The organism is Amycolatopsis roodepoortensis (assembly GCF_014873915.1).
GTDB classification, from domain to species: Bacteria; Actinomycetota; Actinomycetes; order Mycobacteriales; family Pseudonocardiaceae; genus Amycolatopsis; species Amycolatopsis roodepoortensis.
Window position 1 is genome coordinate 3,284,548 of sequence record NZ_JADBEJ010000005.1, and the last position, 14,668, is coordinate 3,299,215.

A 14,668-nucleotide genomic window follows, 5' to 3' on the forward strand; every position below is an offset into this window, starting at 1 on the left:
ACCATCCATGCCGGGAGTGTTTAAATTCATATCTTGAATTAACGCATGGCAAAGCGCTAGACCTGCGAAAAAGACGGTTCCCGCTGAGCGGCATCGGCCGGTATCGATAACCTGGGGATTATGGAACTGCGGGACATCGAGATCTTCCTGGCGCTGGCCGACGAACTGCATTTCGGCCGCACCGCGGAACGCCTGCACGTCTCGCAGGCACGGGTGAGCCAGACGATCAAACAGGTGGAGCGCCGGATCGGCGCGCCGCTGTTCGCCCGCACCAGCAGGCGGGTCCGGCTCACGCCGATCGGCGAACGGCTGCGGGACGACCTCGGCCCCGCCTACCGCGCGCTGCACGAAGGCATCGACCGCGCGATCGCGGCCGGACGCGGGATCGGCGGCGTGCTGCGGCTGGGTTTCGAGGCACCCGGCGTCGCCGACCTGATCGAAGACCTCCTGGACCGCTTCCGGCAGCGCTACCCGGACACGGAACTGCTCATCCGCGAAGCCGATTTCGCCGATCCGATGGCGATGCTGCGATCGGGTGAGATCGACGTGCTGGTGACCCTGCTTCCGGCCGACGAGCCGGATCTCACGACCGGTCCGGTCGTGTACACCGAACCGATGGTGCTCGCGGTGGCGTCGAAACACCCCTTCGCGCGGCGGAAGTCAGTGACCCTCGACGACCTCGCCCGCGACACCGTCCTTCGCGCGGCGCATCCGCCGGAGCCGTACTGGATCGAGGAGCCACGGCAGTGGCTGACGCCGGCCGGGCACCTCGTGACCCGGGGCAATCCCTTCGCGACCTTTCAGGAACTGCTCGCCGCGATCGCCACCGGTGCCGGCATCTGCCCGCTCGCCGCACACGCGCGGGACTACTTCAGCCACCCGCGAATCCGCTTCGTGCCCTTCGCCGGCTCTCCCGACGTCGAGTGGGGCCTCGTCTGGCCGCGCTCCGCGGAGACGGCGCGCGTGCATGCCTTCGCGAGCGTCGCCTCCGCTTCGCGCCCCTGACCTGCGGAAAGAGAGCAAGGGACCTTTGCTACCACCCCGCCGCCGACCCCCGACCCCGAACAGCGTGAAGGCCCCCTTCCCTCGGCTGAGCCGAGGGAAGGGGGCCTTCACGGGGAAACCTAGCTGACGACCTTCTGCACCCAGTCCTGCTCCAGCTTCACGACCTGCCCGTTCGCCGTCACGGTCGGCGTGCCGAAACCGGGGCCGTTGCCGAAGTCCTGCTGCAGCGACGGGTCCGTCGAGATCTTCTTGTACGCATCCTGGATCTCCTGGTCGTAAGCGCCGCTGTTGACCTTGAGCGCGAAGGCCGGGTCTGTGATGCCGACGTCCTGGCCGAGCTTGATCAGCTGCGCCTTGTCGAACCCGCGCCCGCCTTCCTCCGGCTGGTCCTTGAACAGCGCGTCGTGGAAGGCGACGAACTTGCCCGCGTCGGCCGCGGCGAGCGAGGCGTTGGCGGAGTCCAGCGAGTAGCCCGGCGGGTCGGAGCGCTGGTTGAGCATCGGCAGCATGTGGTACCGGACCTGCAGGGTCCCGTTGTTCACCTGCTCCTCGATCTGCCCCTTGAACGACTCTTCGAACTGCTTGCAGACCGGGCAGAGGAAGTCGGCGTAGATGTCGATGGTCTTCTTCGCCTCAGGTTTGCCGACGACAACGGCCGCCCCCTCGCGCTTCTCGACGACACCGGGCGCGGAAGCGGTCGGCTGTGCCCCGATCACCTTGCCCTCGGTGCTGTCCTTGCTGGACGTCGTCCAGATCACGCCACCGATCACCAGCGCGGCGAGCACGACCACCGCGACGGTGATCGCGACGACCTTCTTCTTGTCGCCGCCCGCGACGCCCCTGGCCTGTGCCACCGAGCGCGCAGCCGTCTGCTGCTGCTTGCGTTTCCGAGCGTTGCGCTCAGCTCCACCCACGATTATTCGTTCCCTTCAGCGATACCCACATAGTCGTCGTCGGCGGGGGCTTGAGAGTTCCCGAGCCAGCCGTCCACGGACAGCCACGTCCGCGGCCGCACGATCAGCCAGACACCCAGTAGCGCGAACCCGAGGTCCCTGGCGATCTCCTGCGGATACTGCGTCTGATCCGCGGCGATCTGACCGCCACCGCCGAAGCAGCCGCAGTCGATGCTCAGCCCGCGCGCCCAGGATTGGGCGATCGCGGCGATGAGCACCGCGAGCAGCAGCACCGACAGCACCGATACCCACCGGGTGACGAATCCGGCGAGCAGGAACAGGCCGAGCGCCAGTTCGACGAGCGGCATCCCGATCGCGACCGGGCGGACGAGCCCGTCCGGCAGGACGTCGAACGCCTGGACCGCGATGTAGGTCTGCCCCGGATCGCTGATCTTCAGCGCTCCGGAGACCAACCAGACGGCGGCCAGTCCGAGCCGGACGAGTGTGCCCACGGCGTCGAGTACGACTTGGGGCGGTCTACGCACGGGCCTAGGCTAACCGCCGACCCTGAGAACAATGTGAGGCGGCGGACGGAGGCACCCGATGAGGGGACGCACCCTGCTGGTGGCCTGTTTGATGCTGGTCACAGCGGCGGCCTGCGGCGAAGAGGCCGGTCCGTCGGATTCTCTCGTCGCGCGCGCCGTCGCGTCCAACAAGCTCACCATCGGCATCCGCTTCGACCAGCCGGGACTTTCCCGCCGGACGATGGACGGCCGGTACGTCGGTTTCGACGTCGACGTTGCGAAGTACGTCGCGAGCGAGCTGGGTGTCGACGAGGATCACATCACCTGGCACGACAGCAGGCCGTCGTCGCGCGAGACGGACATCACCTCGGGGATCACGGATCTGATGGTGGCGACCTATTCCATCACCGAAAAACGGAAACAGGTCGTCGGTTTCGCCGGGCCCTATTTCGACACGGGCCAGGATCTGCTCGTCCGCCTCCGGTCGACCGACATCACCGGCCCCGAGAACCTCAACGGCCGCAAGCTGTGCGCCGTGGGCGGCACCACCTCCGCCGAGCAGGTGCGCGACAAGTTCGCGCAGGCCGTCCAGCTCGTCGAGTACCCGCGCTACCAGGATTGCGTCACGGCGCTGCTCGCCGGGCAGGTGGACGCGGTGACCACCGACGACGTCATCCTCGCCGGTTACGTGGCGCAGAACCCGGAGCTGCTGCGCGTCGTCGGCAAACCGTTCTCGAAGGAGAAGTACGGTGTCGGCCTGCGCAAGGAAGACACCGAGGGGCGGGCGGCCGTGGCCAAGGCGATCGAGAAGATGATCTCGTCCGGGGAATGGCTCGAATCGCTGAACCGCAACATCGGCCCGTCCGGTTACCGGATCCCGCCTCCGCCTCAGGTCACCGAGAAGTGACCCTTCCCGATCTGCCGGTTCGCGCCGTCCTGCCCGAACTCGAAGCCGCGCTCGACGCCCATGGCACCGCCGTGCTCGTCGCGCCGCCGGGCACCGGCAAGACCACGCTTGTGCCGCTCGCGCTGGACAACGGAGATGGCCGGGTGATCGTCGCCGAACCGAGGAGGCTGGCGGCACGGGCCGCGGCGGCGCGAATGGCGTCACTGCTGGGCGAACGGGTCGGTGAGACGGTCGGCTATTCGGTCCGCGGAGACCGCAAGGTTTCCTCGTCGACGCGGATCGAAGTGGTGACGTCGGGTTTGCTGGTCCGGCGGGTGCAGGGCGATCCCGAACTCACCGGAGTGTCGACCGTCCTGCTCGACGAATGCCACGAACGCCATCTCGACGCGGATCTGCTGCTCGCGCTGCTGCTGGACGTGCGCGCCGGGCTGCGCGACGACCTGCGCCTGCTCGCGACGTCCGCCACCGTGGCGTCCGGGCGGCTGGCGACCCTGCTCGGCGACGCGCCGGTGATCACCGCGCACGCGAGAACCTACCCGGTGGACGTCTCGTACTCCCCGCCGGCGCGCGGAGAACGGATCGAGGCGACCGTCGCCAGAGTGATCCACAAAGCACTGTCCGAAGGGGACGGTGACGTGCTCGCCTTCCTGCCCGGCGCGGGAGAGATCGCCAGGGTGAGCGGCCTGCTCGGCGGCCTCGACGCCGACGTGCTGCCCTTGCACGGACGACTGTCGGCGGCGCACCAGGACGACGCCCTGCGCCCGCGCGCCCGCCGCCGCGTGGTGCTCTCGACGTCGGTCGCCGAGTCCAGCCTGACCGTGCCTGGTGTGCGCGCGGTGGTGGACTGCGGCCTGTCCCGCGTGCCCCGGGTCGATCACCGGCGTGGCCTGCCCGGGCTGGCGACGGTACGCGTGTCCGCCGCGGTCGCGGAACAGCGCGCCGGCCGGGCCGGGCGTGAGGCACCGGGCCGCGCGTACCGATGCTGGGCGGCGCACGAACAGGGTTCCCTGCCCGCGTACCCCGAACCCGAGATCCGGACGGCCGAGCTGGCGCGGTTCGCGCTGGAGCTCGCGTGCTGGTCCACTCCGGACGGTTCCGGCCTGGCCTGGTGGGATCCGCCCGGCGAGGGCGCGCTCGCCGCCGGTCGCGCGTTGCTGACCACGCTCGGGGCGACCAGGGAAGACGGCACGGTGACCGAACGCGGCCGGAAGATGGCCGGTCTGGGCCTGCATCCTCGGCTGGCGAGGGCGTTGCTGGACGGCGCGGCGCGGACCAACGCGCGTTCGGCGGCCGAGGTCGTCGCGCTGCTGGACAGCGGTGGCACGTTGACCGACCTCGAGGCCGAGCTGCGGCGGGTACGCGGTGACGAGCGTTGGAAACGCGACGTGCGAAGGCTTTCCCAGCTCGTCCCCGACGGCGGCAACGCCTCCGATCCGGCGCTGGTCGTGGCGCTGGCGCATCCCGAGCGGCTCGCGCGACGGCGGTCCGCGGGGACACCGGTGTACCTGATGGCAAGCGGAACGGCCGCCGAACTCCCCCGCGGGAGCGGGCTGGCCGACGTCGAGTGGCTGGCGGTGGCCGAAGCGACCCGGGATCCCGGGCGCGCACAAGGGATCATCCGTCTCGCGGCACCCGCCGACGAAGACCTCGCCGTGCGCGCCGCGCCGAATCTGGTGTCCTCAGTGGACGAAGTGCACTGGTCTTCGGGTGACGTCGTCGCACGGTCGGTGCGGCGGCTCGGCGCGATCACACTGTCGGAGAAACCGTTGCGCTCGCCCGCACCGGACGCGATCCGCGCGGCACTGCTGGACGGCTTGCGCACCGAGGGGCTCGGTCTGCTGCGCTGGACCGAGGACGGTAAGCGGCTGCGCGAACGACTGTCCTTCCTGCATCGTGTATTGGGATCACCTTGGCCCGCGGTCTCCGACGCGGCGTTGATGTCCACTTTGGACACTTGGCTTGATCTCGGTTCCGCTCGCCGCCGATCGGATCTGGCCGCGCTGGACGCGGGCGCCACGCTGCGCGGGCTGCTGCCTTGGCCCGAAGCGTCGCGTTTGGACGAACTGGCGCCGGACCGGCTGGAGGTGCCGTCGGGCTCGCGGATCAGGGTCGACTATTCGGGCGAACAGCCGGTGCTCGCCGTCAAACTGCAGGAGACCTTCGGCTGGCTCGCGACGCCGAAACTGGCGGGCGTCCCGGTGGTGCTGCACCTGCTCTCGCCGGCCGGACGGCCCGCGGCGGTCACCGCGGATCTGGAATCGTTCTGGCACAACGGTTACGCGGCCGTGCGCGCCGATCTCCGCGGGCGCTACCCGAAGCACCCTTGGCCGGAGGACCCGCTGACCGCCGCACCCACCCGGCGGACCGCGCGCCGCACTTCCTCGTGAGTGGTAAGGACGGTTAGAACCGTCCTTACCACTCACGAGGTCAGTCCATCAGCTGATGCTGGGGCTTGGTCGGCAACTGCGCCGCCAGCTCCTCGTCGTCCTCGCGCTCGTTCAGCCCAAGCTGCACCGCGCTGCGGATCTGCTCGCGGTTCTCGCGCACCACATGCGCGAAGAATTCGTCGATCCGCGGATCGGTCAGCACTTCGAGGATCACGCGCATCGCGGTGTCGATCACCGAACGCACCACTTCATCGTGGAACGGCAGTTTCGAAAGCCGCCCGGCCTGCGGATCGTTCTTGAGCTTCTCGGCGATGATCCCCCGCAGCAACGTCTGGTTCTCGCCGAGTGAGCGCGCGAGGTTCTGCGGATAGTTCCCCGTTTCCAGCACCTTGACGACCTCGTCGAGCACCGCGATCGTGATCGGCTTCTTGATCGCGAGCACGATCGGCCGGGAAAGCCGTTCGACCAGACGCTGCGTGAACCGTTCCCCGAACGCGCGGTCGGCGGTGCGCGCGAGCCGGACCAGCACCACGATGATCCGCAGCAGCCGGAACCCGCGCAGCGCCGGATGCGCGATGGGGATCATGCCGAGGATCTCGTACCAGTTGCGCAGCGGGAACCGCTTCTCCCAGCCACTTCGCCGCCAGCGCCAGAGGAATTCCAGCGCGAAGATCCCGCACACCGTCGTGTCGATGACGAAGACACGATGCGCCGTCTCCTCCGAATGAGGGAAGAACGTCACGTAGGCGAGCAGCCCGACGGAGAACACGGCGAGGACGAGCATCACCAGGTCGAGCGGATTCACGCGCCGTTGTTCGCGGGTGGTCATGGCGCCGATTGTGCCTTTCCACGGCGACTCGTGCCGAGCGGCACCTGCCGAAAGTAAGGGGTGGCCGATGACTTCGGGGCACTGCGCCCGGGCGTCCCCGCGCCGGAGGATTCAGGGACACGAAGGAGGACGCGGATGATCACGCTTCGAGGACTTACGAAGCGCTATGGCGAGAAGACGGTGGTCGACGGGCTGACCTTCGCCGTCGAGCCGGGCAAGGTGACCGGCTTCCTCGGCCCCAACGGCGCGGGCAAGTCGACGACCATGCGGATGACGCTCGGCCTCGACGCGCCGAGCGCGGGCCAGGTCTTCATCGACGGCAAGAGGTACGAGGACCTGCGATTCCCGCTGCGCGAGGTGGGCGCGCTGCTGGAGGCCAAGGCGCTGCATCCCGGCCGGAGCGCGGGCAAGCATCTCCTGGCGATGGCGCGCAGCAACGGGATCCCGGCGAGCCGGGTGGACGAAGTGCTCGCCACGGTGGGCCTGACCGAGGTCGCGGGCAAACGCGCCGGGACGTTTTCCCTCGGCATGGGGCAACGTCTCGGGATCGCCGGCGCCCTGCTGGGTGATCCCGGCGTGCTGATGTTCGACGAGCCGGTGAACGGCCTCGACCCCGACGGTGTCCGCTGGGTGCGGCAGCTGATGCGGTCGCTCGCGGAGGAGGGCCGCACGGTGTTCGTGTCGAGCCATCTGATGAGCGAGATGCAGCTGACCGCGGACCGGCTGGTCGTCATCGGCAAGGGAAAGCTGCTCGCCGACGCGCCGGTCGACGAATTCATCGCGGGCAATTCGCGGACGTCGGTCGTGGTGCGGGTGCCCGCTCCCGCCGATCTGCGGGTCCTCGAACAGCGTCTTCGCGCACTCGGCGCGACCACGGAATCCGATCAGGACGAGCTGCTCGTGCACGACCTGCCCATTCACCTCGTCGGTGACGCGGTGCACGAACTCGGGATCCGGCTGCACGGACTGGCCGAACGGACCGCGTCACTGGAACAGGCGTACATGGAGCTGACCGCGTCGTCGGTCGAATACGGAACGGGAGTCACGGCGTGAAATCACTCATGGTCCTGGTGGCGGTGATCGCCGGCCTGCTGGGGGTGCCGGCGGCCGCGTCGGCGGCACCGGAACTGTCGCTGCCCGCGCCGGGCGGCCCGTTGCCGATCGGGCTGCGCACGCTGCACCTCACCGATCAGCGGCGAGCCGATCCTTGGGTGCCGGAGAAGCGGCGCGAACTGATGGTCAACGTCTGGTACCCGGCCGTCCCGATCGGACGCGCGCCGCTGTACATGACCAACGCCGAGTCCGCGGCGACCGTCGCCGGGCGGAAACTCGACCTGCCGCCGGACGCCCTGAGCAAGGTGCGGGTCCACTCCCGGGAAAACGCGCCTTCCCTGCCAGGACGACGTCCGCTGGTGGTGCTTTCGCCGGGAGCGGGCAACAACCGGATCACCCTGACCTCGGTCGCCGAACACCTTGCCGCGCAAGGCTTCGTCGTCGCCGGGATCGACCACGCCTACGAAGCGTGGGCGACGGAATTCCCCGACGGACTGCGCCAGTGTGTCGCTTGTGGACTCCCTGGCGAGCCGTGGCCCGCCGCGATCGCGAACCGCGCCGTGGACACGACGTTCGTCGTCGACACGCTGCTGAAGGACCGGCGCTGGTCGATCGACGCGACGAAGATCGGGATGGCCGGGCATTCAGCCGGCGGTCGGCGACCGCCGCCGCGATGGCCGCCGACCGGCGGATCAAGGCGGGCGTGAACGTCGACGGCCCGTTCTACGGCACCGTCTCGCTCGACCGGCCGTTTCTGCTGCTGACCAGCCCGACCGGCGAGAAGTACTTCCGCACGTCCTGGGACGAGACCTGGCCGCGGCTCACCGGGCCGAAGAGGCAGGACCTGGTCGAGAACAGCGGTCATTCGTCGGTGACCGACGCCGCGATCCTGATCGACCAGCTGGGGCTGCGACCGCAGCTTCCGCCGTCCGAAATCGAGAACCAGTACGGATCGATCGGCTCGCGGGAGGCGCTGAAGTTCTTCCGCGACGAGCTGACCGGTTTCTTCAAGCAGTGGAGCGCACGATGAACGCGATCTCTTCGGAATGGACCAAGTTCTGGTCGGTCCGGTCGACCTGGTGGTGCCTGATCAGCGGGATCTTCCTCATGCTCGCGTATTCGGGCGCGCTGGGCCTGATGTCGCACACGGGCACCGAACGGCACGTGGCGCCGCACGCCGTGGTGACCGGCGGGGCGTTCTACCTCACTCAATTCGCCGTGGTCGCGCTGGCGACGCTGTTCATCACGAGCGAATACGCCAGCGGCAGCATCCGCTCGACCCTGCAGTGGATCCCCGTTCGGAACCACGTCCTCGCCGCGAAATCGGCCGCACTGTTGCCGGCGCTGTTCGGCTACGGCGTCCTGAACACGCTCGCCGGCGTGGCGATCTCGGCGCCGCTGATCGCCGACCGGGACTCTTCGGTGGGTGATGTCCTCGCCACCGCGGCGGGGATGGGTGGTTACTTCGCGCTGCTGGGCCTGCTCTGCCTCGGCCTGGGGACGGCGCTGCGCTCGACAGCGGGGACGATCGTGTCGATGTTCGTGCTGCTGGTGATGATCCCCATGTTCGCCGGTTCGCTGGGCGGGGAGGACATCGTGAACTACTTCCCGGGCTTCGCGGGTGTCAATGCGATGGTCACGCCGGGGGAGCCGAATCCGATCTTCGGCGGCGTCGCGCCCTACGCGCCTTGGGTCGGCGTCGCGCTCTGTGCGGCTTGGGCGGCGGCTGGTCTGGTCACGGGTTCCACCGTGCTTAGGCGCCGGGACGCCTGAGGGGAGAGCAAGGGACCTTTGCTACCGCTTGGGCGCGCGGGCATGTCGCGAAAGCCACTTTCAGGACGTCAGATGTCCCGAAAGTGGCTTTCGCGACATCCCGTTCTGGAGCCTGCGGTCGACGGCTTGTCTCAACGTTGAGAGAGCGATAGCAAAGGTCCCCTGCTCTCTTTCCGCGGGTGACCGTGTGGATCTCAGGTCACCCAACGCACCGAAATCCACACGGTCACTACGGCGTGCAGGGTGTGTGGAAATAGGGACACTCAACGTCCCTATTCCCGCACACCCCTCGGCGACAGCAAAGGTCCCTTGCTACCCCGCCACCCCGAGCCCAGCCAAAACCTCCCGCGCCCCTCGCGTCAGCTCCTCCACCCCAGGCGGCCGCAGCGAACCCGTCCCGGCCAGCGCGTCGAAGACCGTCCCCTCCAGCCAAGCGACGAGCACCCGCGCGTGCCGCTCCGGCTCCGCCGATCCACACGCGGCGAGCACCTCCGCGCACCGCCGCCGGATGACCAGCCCACCCCGGTCGTAGGCCTCCCGCAGCTCCGGCCGCCGCGTCGCCTCCAGCGCGAATTCGTATCGCGCGAGCATCCGCGTCCGCCCGTTCGTGATCGCCGCGTGGGCGAACCCCGCCACGTACTCCGCCAGCCGTCCGGGTGGCGGGTCGAGGGTGACCTCGTCGAGTTCGATCATCCGCGAGATCGCCAGCTCCAGCAGCGCCGCCCGCGTCCGCGCGTAGTACGAGGTCGAACCCGCCGGCAGCCCGGCGAACCGGTCGACGGCGCGATGCGTCAGCCCCCGCATCCCCTCGGCCGCGATGACCTCGATGGCCGCGTCCCCGATCGTCGCCTTTCGCACTCTACAAGTGTAGTAGTACTCTACAAATGTAGAGGAGGTCGACATGCGCAAAGCGATCGTGATCGGCGGGGGAATCGGCGGACTGAGCGCCGCCATCGGGCTGCACGGCATCGGCTGGGAGGTCACCGTCCTCGAACAGGCACCGGACCTCACCGCCGTCGGCGCGGGCATCTCCCTGTGGCCGAACGCCCTGCGCTCACTAGAGACCTTGGGCGTCCGCCTCGCCGGACAACAAGAACAATCCTCCGGTGGCCTCCACGATCGCGACGGCCGCCGAATCACCCGTTGGGATGCCGAGGCGTTCCGCCGTCACCACGGCCGTCCGCTCGCCGCCATCCACCGCGCGGATCTCATCGGTGCGCTCCGCAGCGCCCTCCCCGAAGGCTGCGTCCGCACCGGCGTCGAGGTCACGAGCCTCGACGATCTCGACGCCGACGTCATCGTCGCCGCGGACGGCATCCACAGCATGGCCCGCAAGAAACTCTGGCCACACCACCCCGAACCGGTCTACAGCGGCAGCACGGCCTTCCGCGCGGTGACCACCCTCCCGCACCCGGTGGAGCTCAGCACGAGCTGGGACGACGGAGCCGAGATCGGCGTCATCCCGCTGCACGACGGCCGCGTCTACTGGTGGGCGAGTTACGTCGCCGAAGCGGGGGTCCGGCATGAGGACCCGAAGTCGTATCTGCGAAACCGCTTCGGCGGCTGGCACGAACCGATTCCCGAGCTCATCGACGCGACGACGCCCGAGACGCTGCTCCACCACGATCTCTACCTGCTCGGCACTCCCCTGCCCACCTACGTCCAAGGGCGGGTCGCGCTCCTCGGCGACGCTGCCCACGCGATGCCGCCGTTCCTCGGCCAGGGCGGCTGCCAGGCGATCGAAGACGCCGTCGTCCTCGCCGCCACGCTCAGCACCACCGAAGACGTCGACGCGGCACTGAAGAGTTACGACGAGCAGCGCCGCCCGCGCAGCCAGAGCGTCGTGAAAGCCTCGGTCCAGGCGGGGAAAGTCGGCCCGCAGCTGCGCAACCCGCTCGCCGTGGCCGTCCGCAACGGCGTGTTCCGGCTGCTCCCCGGCGCGCTCACCGCCCGTATCGGCGCCGGCGTCAGCGGCTGGACTCCGCCTGTCCTCCGCCGACCAGCCCCGCCTCGTACGCGGTGATCGCGGCCTGCACCCGGTTCCGCGCGCCGAGCCGGTTCAGGATGGTGCTGACGTAGGCCTTCACCGTGCCCTCGACCACGAACAGCTTCGCGGCGATGTCCGCATTGGACAGTCCGGAACCGAGCAGCGCCAGCACTTCCTGCTCACGCGGGGTCAGTTTGCCGATCAGCGCCTTCGCCTCCTCGGCGCGGGAGACCTGATTGCCGGAGAAGCGGGCGATGACGCGCTGCGCGACCTTCGGTGAAAGGAACGCCGCGCCACCCGCGACCGCGTGGATCCCGCCGAGCAGTTCACGAGGATCGCCGGATTTCAACAGGAAACCGCTCGCACCGAGCCCGAGCGCGCGTTCGATGTAGGCGTCCTCGCCGAACGTGGTCAGCATGATCACGCCCACCTCGGGCAGCAACCGGCGGATCTCCTCGGCCGCCTTGAGCCCGTCCATGACCGGCATCCGGATGTCGAGGAGCACGACGTCCGGCCTGGTCGCGCGGGCCTGCTCGACGGCGGCGCGGCCGTCCTCGGCTTCCGCGACCACCTCGATCCCGGCGTCGGCGGCCAGGATCGCCGACACGCCGGCGCGGATCATCGCCTCGTCATCGGCCAGCACCACCCGGATCATCCGGGTCCCCCCTTTGCTCGTCTTCACTGATCACGTGCTTCGCCACGAGTCTCCCCTCGGCGAAGCACAGCCGGTAGGCCTCGTAGTTCAAGTTGAACACGCTGCGCTCGGTGCCGTAGTACTCGCAGGTCGCTCCGTCGGGTACCGGCGGTTCCACCGCGCGCGGCCGCGCGATCCGCTGGCCGTCGGGCAGGAGGGACGCGACCTCCGCCCGCGTCTGGCCGATCCGGATGCGGTCGTAGTCCCCACCGGGGAGTTCGGAGCGGTACCACTGGACGAGGAACACCGCACCGCTGATCCCGACCACCAGGCCGAACAGCCCGATCGGCACGACGATCGCCTGGATCAGGCTGCGCCGCACGTCCCGGCGCGCACGCTCGAGTTCCCTGGCCGACGTCGACTGCCCCACCTCGGCGTCCATCGCCGCCTGGCTCTCGGGCGATTCCTCCGACGGCGCGGCGTCGTGCGGCAAGGTGGCCCTGACCTCGAATCCGCCGTCTTTGGGACCCGCCCGCAGAGTCCCACCGACCAGCCGGACCCGTTCGCGCAGGCCGATCAGGCCGCGTTTGCCCGACGTCCTGCCCGGGAGCGGCCCCGCGGGCGGCGCGGCGTTGGTGACCACGACGTCCGTCCGTCCCTCCGACCGCGTCACCCGGACGGTGACCGCGGCACCCGGCGCGTGTTTCACCACGTTCGTGACCGATTCCTGGACCACGCGATACGCGGCGCGGTCGACCATCTGCGGTTCGCCGTCGAGCGGCGCGTCCACAGAGGACTCGATCAGCACGCCCGACGCCCTGGTGCGGTCGAGCAGTTCGTCGATGCTCTCGTGCACCGGCTCGGTCGGCGCGTCGTCCTCGCGCAGGACCCCGATGATCTCGCGCAGCCGTTCGGTCGCCGTCGCGGCGCTCTGACGCAACTCGCCCGCCGCCTGCCGCTGCTGCTCGTCGAGTCCGCCCGCGACCTCCAGCGCCGCCGCGCGCACCGCGATCAGGCTCAGCTCGTGACCCAGCGAGTCGTGCATGTCGCTGGCGATCCTCGTCCGTTCGCGCAGCCGCGCGCGGTCGGCGACGAGCCGCTGACGGCTCTCCATCTCCTCGGCGCGCCGCCAGCCGTCGCGTGCCATGTCCTCCCGCTGCCGGATGTACCTGCCCAGCAGCCAGGGCGTCACGCCCGCGAAGACCAGGACGCCGAGCAGCGCGCCCCAGGACGCGAACCCGTCCTTGCTCCACACCAGCGCCACGGGGACCGCGATCACGGAAACGACGGCGAACACGCGCAGCATCGGCTTCGCGACCGGCCGCCGGTAGCCGGCGAGGTAACCCACCGCGACGAGGACGAACCCTTCCCAGATGGGCACCCGGCCGCCGAAGCTGCCCATGACGACGAAAGCGGCGAACATCGCGATGGCGAGGGAGACGAGCGGATACCGGCGCGACACCGCGATCGCGGCCGTGGTCGTGGTGAGCCCGAAGAGCAGCTCCCAGTGCCTCGTGCTGGATCCGGCGTCGATGACGACCCAGCCGCAGAGCCCGAGCCACAGCGCGACATCCATGACCAGCCGCCGCCCGCGCCGCACGGGTTCCTCAGGATCCTTCACACGACAGGACGCTACAAGCCGTGACGAGCGCTCCGCCATGGACGAAAGTAAAGGTCCCCTGCTTCCCCCGGTCGATGAGGCATGATGATCGACCATGGCCGAGCGCACACTCACCGGTCAGCTAGGCGGTCCTGTCCCGGCAGGCATCGAAGCCCTGGCCGACAACGAGAAGCAAGACCTCTCCGACGCGCTGCGCGACGCGCGCCACCGACAGGCCAAGGCCTTGGCCGAAGCGGGCGAAGAGGGCCTGAAGTACGTACCCGCGCTTCTGCGCGGCGCCGTACGCAAGGTGGTGGGCCTGTGACCACCGAAAACGTCGCCGCGCAGGCGGAGATCCTCAAACTCGCCCGTGTCCTCGGCACCACCCCGGAGCGGCTTTCGTACTTGGAGCGCGTGGACGCCGCCGAGCTCCAGACGTTCCGCGAGCAGGTCACGGACACGCTGTTCGACGCCAACCTCGCCGCCCTCGAGCGGATGGCGATGGCGAGCAAGCTCGTCCCGAGCCCGATCCTCGCGAAGATCGCCGAGAAGGTCTTCGGCCCGCTTCTGTGCGCGCGGATCGCCGGGCTGGTGGACGTCTCCCGGGGCGTCGACGTCGCGAAGCGGCTGAGGACGCCGTTCCTGGCCGACGTCGCGGCCGAGCTGGACCCGCGCCGCGCGAGCGCGATCATCGCCAGGATCCCGCTCGACACCGTCGTCGCGGTGGCGGGCGAGCTGGTGCGCCGCGAGGACTGGATCACCGTCGGCCGGTTCGTCGGTCATCTTCCCGACCCGACGGTGCGCCGGGCGCTGGCCGTCATCGGCGACGACGCGCTGATCCGGATCGCGTTCGTCCTCGACGACAAGAGCCGGATCGATCACGTCCTCGGGCTGCTCCCCGAAGCCCGGTTCCGCGGCCTCCTCCAGGTCGCGGCCGCCGACGAGGACCTGTGGGCGCCGGTGCTCGACCTGCTCACCCACCTCAGCCAGAAGCGGGTCGAGCAGTGGTCCCATCTGCTCGGCGAACTCCCGCCGGAACTACGGGCCCGCGTCGAAGAGACCCTCCGGTAGCGCGA

At 69.4% G+C, this 14,668-nt stretch carries 16 protein-coding genes; 10 read left to right on the plus strand and 6 right to left on the minus strand.

Annotated features, from left to right (window positions below; all coding sequences use genetic code 11):
- The first annotated feature begins 120 nt into the window (after nucleotides 1-120).
- Nucleotides 121-1,005 carry a LysR family transcriptional regulator gene (locus tag H4W30_RS34625; RefSeq protein ID WP_192746417.1) on the plus strand — a complete coding sequence of 295 codons (885 nt, stop codon included), beginning with the start codon at nucleotides 121-123 and terminating at the stop codon, nucleotides 1,003-1,005.
- Between the two features lie 119 nt (nucleotides 1,006-1,124).
- On the opposite strand, the gene H4W30_RS34630 is transcribed toward H4W30_RS34625, so the two are convergent.
- On the minus strand, nucleotides 1,125-1,919 hold the full coding sequence (locus H4W30_RS34630) for a DsbA family protein (protein WP_192746418.1): 795 nt from the start codon (nucleotides 1,917-1,919) through the stop codon (nucleotides 1,125-1,127).
- A gap of 2 nt (nucleotides 1,920-1,921) precedes the next feature.
- A complete protein-coding gene (locus tag H4W30_RS34635) occupies nucleotides 1,922-2,410 on the minus strand; it encodes a MauE/DoxX family redox-associated membrane protein (protein WP_192746909.1) in 489 nt (162 codons plus the stop codon).
- A 91-nt stretch (nucleotides 2,411-2,501) separates the two neighbouring features.
- On the opposite strand from H4W30_RS34635, the gene H4W30_RS34640 reads away from it, so the two are divergent.
- Nucleotides 2,502-3,329 (plus strand): glutamate ABC transporter substrate-binding protein, encoded by an 828-nt coding sequence (locus H4W30_RS34640; RefSeq protein ID WP_192746419.1) that lies wholly within the window; start codon nucleotides 2,502-2,504, stop codon nucleotides 3,327-3,329.
- Entirely contained in the window at nucleotides 3,326-5,716 is a 2,391-nt protein-coding gene (hrpB, locus tag H4W30_RS34645) for an ATP-dependent helicase HrpB (RefSeq protein WP_192746420.1), read from the plus strand. Before H4W30_RS34640 ends, hrpB begins: the two co-directional genes overlap by 4 nt.
- Nucleotides 5,717-5,756: 40 nt before the next feature.
- Here the strand turns inward: hrpB and H4W30_RS34650 are convergent, their stop codons facing one another.
- Nucleotides 5,757-6,545, minus strand: coding sequence for an ion transporter (locus tag H4W30_RS34650; protein ID WP_192746421.1), 789 nt, complete (start codon nucleotides 6,543-6,545; stop codon nucleotides 5,757-5,759).
- A gap of 135 nt (nucleotides 6,546-6,680) precedes the next feature.
- On the opposite strand from H4W30_RS34650, the gene H4W30_RS34655 reads away from it, so the two are divergent.
- From H4W30_RS34655 to H4W30_RS34665, 4 genes are read left to right on the plus strand one after another with little or no spacing between them, the layout of a single operon-like run.
- Nucleotides 6,681-7,598, plus strand: coding sequence for an ABC transporter ATP-binding protein (locus H4W30_RS34655; protein WP_192746422.1), 918 nt, complete (start codon nucleotides 6,681-6,683; stop codon nucleotides 7,596-7,598).
- Nucleotides 7,595-8,305 (plus strand): alpha/beta hydrolase family protein, encoded by a 711-nt coding sequence (locus H4W30_RS43970; RefSeq protein ID WP_318780718.1) that lies wholly within the window; start codon nucleotides 7,595-7,597, stop codon nucleotides 8,303-8,305. The genes H4W30_RS34655 and H4W30_RS43970 overlap by 4 nt, the downstream gene beginning before the upstream one ends.
- Nucleotides 8,272-8,628, plus strand: a complete 357-nt coding sequence (locus H4W30_RS43975; protein ID WP_225949964.1) for a hypothetical protein — start codon at nucleotides 8,272-8,274, stop codon at nucleotides 8,626-8,628. The genes H4W30_RS43970 and H4W30_RS43975 overlap by 34 nt, the downstream gene beginning before the upstream one ends.
- Nucleotides 8,625-9,371, plus strand: coding sequence for an ABC transporter permease (locus H4W30_RS34665; RefSeq protein ID WP_192746423.1), 747 nt, complete (start codon nucleotides 8,625-8,627; stop codon nucleotides 9,369-9,371). The genes H4W30_RS43975 and H4W30_RS34665 overlap by 4 nt, the downstream gene beginning before the upstream one ends.
- Nucleotides 9,372-9,683: 312 nt before the next feature.
- Here the strand turns inward: H4W30_RS34665 and H4W30_RS34670 are convergent, their stop codons facing one another.
- The gene (locus tag H4W30_RS34670; RefSeq protein ID WP_192746424.1) at nucleotides 9,684-10,229 is read right to left on the minus strand and encodes a TetR/AcrR family transcriptional regulator; all 546 of its coding nucleotides are present in this window, start codon (nucleotides 10,227-10,229) and stop codon (nucleotides 9,684-9,686) included.
- Between the two features lie 43 nt (nucleotides 10,230-10,272).
- Between H4W30_RS34670 and H4W30_RS34675 the strand changes: the two genes are divergently transcribed.
- The gene (locus tag H4W30_RS34675; protein ID WP_192746425.1) at nucleotides 10,273-11,394 is read left to right on the plus strand and encodes an FAD-dependent monooxygenase; all 1,122 of its coding nucleotides are present in this window, start codon (nucleotides 10,273-10,275) and stop codon (nucleotides 11,392-11,394) included.
- On the opposite strand, the gene H4W30_RS34680 is transcribed toward H4W30_RS34675, so the two are convergent.
- Together H4W30_RS34680 and H4W30_RS34685 are read right to left on the minus strand one after the other, a co-directional pair.
- Nucleotides 11,339-12,013, minus strand: a complete 675-nt coding sequence (locus H4W30_RS34680) for a response regulator transcription factor (RefSeq protein WP_192746426.1) — start codon at nucleotides 12,011-12,013, stop codon at nucleotides 11,339-11,341. The genes H4W30_RS34675 and H4W30_RS34680 overlap by 56 nt on opposite strands.
- The gene (locus H4W30_RS34685) at nucleotides 11,988-13,592 is read right to left on the minus strand and encodes a histidine kinase (RefSeq protein ID WP_192746910.1); all 1,605 of its coding nucleotides are present in this window, start codon (nucleotides 13,590-13,592) and stop codon (nucleotides 11,988-11,990) included. The genes H4W30_RS34680 and H4W30_RS34685 overlap by 26 nt, the downstream gene beginning before the upstream one ends.
- Nucleotides 13,593-13,707: 115 nt before the next feature.
- Here H4W30_RS34685 and H4W30_RS34690 point away from each other — a divergent pair, with 115 nt between their 5' ends.
- Both H4W30_RS34690 and H4W30_RS34695 read left to right on the plus strand, forming a co-directional pair.
- Complete coding sequence (locus H4W30_RS34690) at nucleotides 13,708-13,917, plus strand: hypothetical protein (RefSeq protein ID WP_192746427.1); 210 nt, start codon at nucleotides 13,708-13,710, stop codon at nucleotides 13,915-13,917.
- On the plus strand, nucleotides 13,914-14,663 hold the full coding sequence (locus tag H4W30_RS34695) for a hypothetical protein (protein WP_192746428.1): 750 nt from the start codon (nucleotides 13,914-13,916) through the stop codon (nucleotides 14,661-14,663). Before H4W30_RS34690 ends, H4W30_RS34695 begins: the two co-directional genes overlap by 4 nt.
- The last annotated feature ends 5 nt before the right edge of the window (nucleotides 14,664-14,668 follow it).

Bases quoted from the DNA above. Each gene is read 5' to 3' on its own strand.
- H4W30_RS34625 (WP_192746417.1), top strand. From the start codon at position 121: ATGGAACTGCGGGACATCGAGATCTTCCTGGCGCTGGCCGACGAACTG.
- H4W30_RS34640 (WP_192746419.1), top strand. From the start codon at position 2,502: ATGAGGGGACGCACCCTGCTGGTGGCCTGTTTGATGCTGGTCACAGCG.
- H4W30_RS34650 (WP_192746421.1), bottom strand. From the start codon at position 6,545: ATGACCACCCGCGAACAACGGCGCGTGAATCCGCTCGACCTGGTGATG.
- H4W30_RS34655 (WP_192746422.1), top strand. From the start codon at position 6,681: ATGATCACGCTTCGAGGACTTACGAAGCGCTATGGCGAGAAGACGGTG.
- H4W30_RS43975 (WP_225949964.1), top strand. From the start codon at position 8,272: ATGGCCGCCGACCGGCGGATCAAGGCGGGCGTGAACGTCGACGGCCCG.
- H4W30_RS34665 (WP_192746423.1), top strand. From the start codon at position 8,625: ATGAACGCGATCTCTTCGGAATGGACCAAGTTCTGGTCGGTCCGGTCG.
- H4W30_RS34675 (WP_192746425.1), top strand. From the start codon at position 10,273: ATGCGCAAAGCGATCGTGATCGGCGGGGGAATCGGCGGACTGAGCGCC.
- H4W30_RS34680 (WP_192746426.1), bottom strand. From the start codon at position 12,013: ATGATCCGGGTGGTGCTGGCCGATGACGAGGCGATGATCCGCGCCGGC.
- H4W30_RS34690 (WP_192746427.1), top strand. From the start codon at position 13,708: ATGGCCGAGCGCACACTCACCGGTCAGCTAGGCGGTCCTGTCCCGGCA.